Below are 2,382 nucleotides of genomic sequence, written 5' to 3'. Positions count from 1 at the left end.
CTGGATGGCGCTGCAAGTGTACCCAGCACCTCGCGAGCCCGCATGCCGGCCGAATCCAAGCTGATGGCGCCGCAGCAGCCGTCGATCTTGCCGGCCGACCAGATGCAGCCGCAACCGGAAAACCGCGACCGCATCGAGGATTTCAAGACCAACCCGGTGCATGCGGCACTCGAGGATCCGGTCTCGACCTTCTCGATCGACGTCGACACAGCCTCCTATTCCTTCGTGCGCGGCTCGCTGAAGCAGGGCACCCTGCCGCAGGCCGATACTGTTCGCGTCGAGGAGATGATCAACTACTTCCCCTATGACTGGAAGGGTCCGGAGTCGGCCTCGACACCATTCAACTCGACCGTCAGCGTCATGCCGACGCCGTGGAACACGCAGACCAGGCTGATGCATGTCGCCATCAAGGGTTTTGACGTCAAGCCGACCGAGCAGCCGAAGGCCAATCTGGTCTTCCTGATCGATGTCTCGGGCTCGATGGACGAGCCGGACAAGCTGCCGCTGCTCAAATCGGCATTTCGCCTGCTGGTCAGCCAGCTGAAGGCCGACGACACTATCTCGATCGTGACCTATGCCGGTGACGCCGGCACAGTGCTGGAGCCGACCAAGGCGTCCGAAAAGGACAAGATCCTCAGCGCCATCGACAATCTGACGCCCGGTGGCAGCACGGCCGGCGAGGCGGGCATCAAGGAAGCCTACAGGCTGGCGCAAAAATCCTTCGTCAAGGACGGCGTCAACCGCGTGATGCTTGCTACCGACGGCGACTTCAATGTCGGCCAGACCGATGACGACGACCTCAAGCGGCTGATCGAAAGCGAGCGCAAGACCGGCGTTTTCCTGTCGGTGTTCGGCTTCGGCCGCGGCAATCTGAACGACCAGATGATGCAAACCATTGCCCAGAACGGCAACGGCACCGCCGCCTATATTGATACGCTGGCCGAGGCTGAAAAGGTGCTGGTCGAGGATGCCTCGTCGACGCTGTTCACCATCGCAAAGGACGTGAAGATCCAGGTCGAGTTCAACCCGAACAAGGTCTCGGAATATCGCCTGATCGGCTACGAGACCCGCGCCTTGAACCGCGAGGATTTCAACAATGACCGCGTCGATGCCGGCGATATCGGTTCGGGCCACTCGGTCACCGCGATCTACGAGATCACGCCCAAGGGCAGTGGTGGCGAGCAGATCGACCAACTGCGTTATGGCCAGGCGTCGGTGGACAATGGCGGCGTCGCCAATGCGGACGAATATGCCTTCGTCAAGATCCGCTACAAGCTGCCGAATGAAGACGTCTCGAAGCTGATCACCACGCCGGTGACCTCGGCCAACGAGATCTCGTCCTTCGACCAGGCCAGCACCGACCAGCGCTTCTCCGTCGCGGTCGCCGCCTTCGGCCAGAAGCTGCGCGACGAGGATGCGACCGCGAAGTTCGGTTACGACAAGATCATGGAGATCGCCACTGCCGCTCGAGGGGCCGACCCGTTTGGGTACAGGGCCGAGTTCCTCTCGCTTGTGCGCCTTGCCTCTGCGCTGGGCGGTAACCGGTAAGTGGTGATGACGGCCGGTTTCTTTCAGATGGGATCGTTCTGATACGGGGGAACCGACCGCGGGCGGGTGAGGCAGGCCGGCGAGGGAAACCTTGCCGGCCTTTCTTCGCGGATTTTATGGGTCGTTAAATTGCGCGGCAATTCCGGTACCGGATGGCAACCCCCTCCTTGTTACGCAGGACAGGTGTACTGGGCTTGAGGGAGCCGAAATTGCAGATCAGGACTATCGCCAACTCGATACCCCCGGCGCCAGACGCCTCGGCGGTTTCATCGGCCCCATCATCGGAATCCAGGCGTGACAATGTCGCACAGGCGCGCCACACCGCCCTGTCGGCGCTGACCAACGACCGCTTCCGCATCATGCTGGAACAGATCACCGACCCCAGCGCTTCGGGCGCGCTGATGACGATGCGCGGCGACAATGTGGTCGACTTCAAGTCGGCGCAGTCGAGCTACGCCGACAACAGCGAATAACCGAAATCGATGAGGTCAGGCCCGGCTGCGGCGGCGCTCGCGGCGGGCTTCGCTGGTCTCGGCGGTGTTTTCCGTCGCGACCTGGTTGCGCATCGGACCAATGCGCTCGACGATCGCCGCAACCGTCGGACGATCCGACTTGGTGTGCGCGTCGAGCGCCTTGCGCATGGCGGCAAGGTGCTGGAACGAGGTGCCGCAGCAGCCGCCGATAATCTTGGCGCCGCCATCGACGGCGAGGCGCACATAATCGGCCATCAGTTCGGGCGTGCCGGAATAATGGATTTCGGTGCCGCGGAATTCGGGAATGCCGCAATTACCTTTGACGATCACCGTCGCCTCCGGCTTCGCCTCGGTCATGTCG

3 protein-coding genes are annotated in these 2,382 nt (G+C 62.2%); 2 read left to right on the top strand and 1 reads right to left on the bottom strand.

Going from position 1 to position 2,382, the window contains the following annotated elements; translation table 11 throughout:
* Together EN893_RS29380 and EN893_RS38330 are read left to right on the top strand one after the other, a co-directional pair.
* The coding region (locus tag EN893_RS29380; protein WP_164901209.1) for a VWA domain-containing protein at positions 1–1,548 on the top strand (1,548 nt) is incomplete at its 5' end.
* Positions 1,549–1,757: 209 nt separating this feature from the next.
* Positions 1,758–2,021 (top strand): hypothetical protein, encoded by a 264-nt coding sequence (locus EN893_RS38330; protein WP_164748997.1) that lies wholly within the window; start codon positions 1,758–1,760, stop codon positions 2,019–2,021.
* 15 nt (positions 2,022–2,036) lie between these two features.
* Here the strand turns inward: EN893_RS38330 and EN893_RS29370 are convergent.
* The coding region (locus tag EN893_RS29370) for a homocysteine S-methyltransferase family protein (RefSeq protein WP_206640192.1) at positions 2,037–2,382 on the bottom strand (346 nt) is incomplete at its 5' end.

This window comes from Mesorhizobium sp. M7A.F.Ca.CA.004.04.2.1, assembly GCF_004022825.1.
Classification (GTDB): Bacteria; Pseudomonadota; Alphaproteobacteria; order Rhizobiales; family Rhizobiaceae; genus Mesorhizobium.
This window is presented reverse-complemented; position numbering and strand designations above follow the sequence as displayed.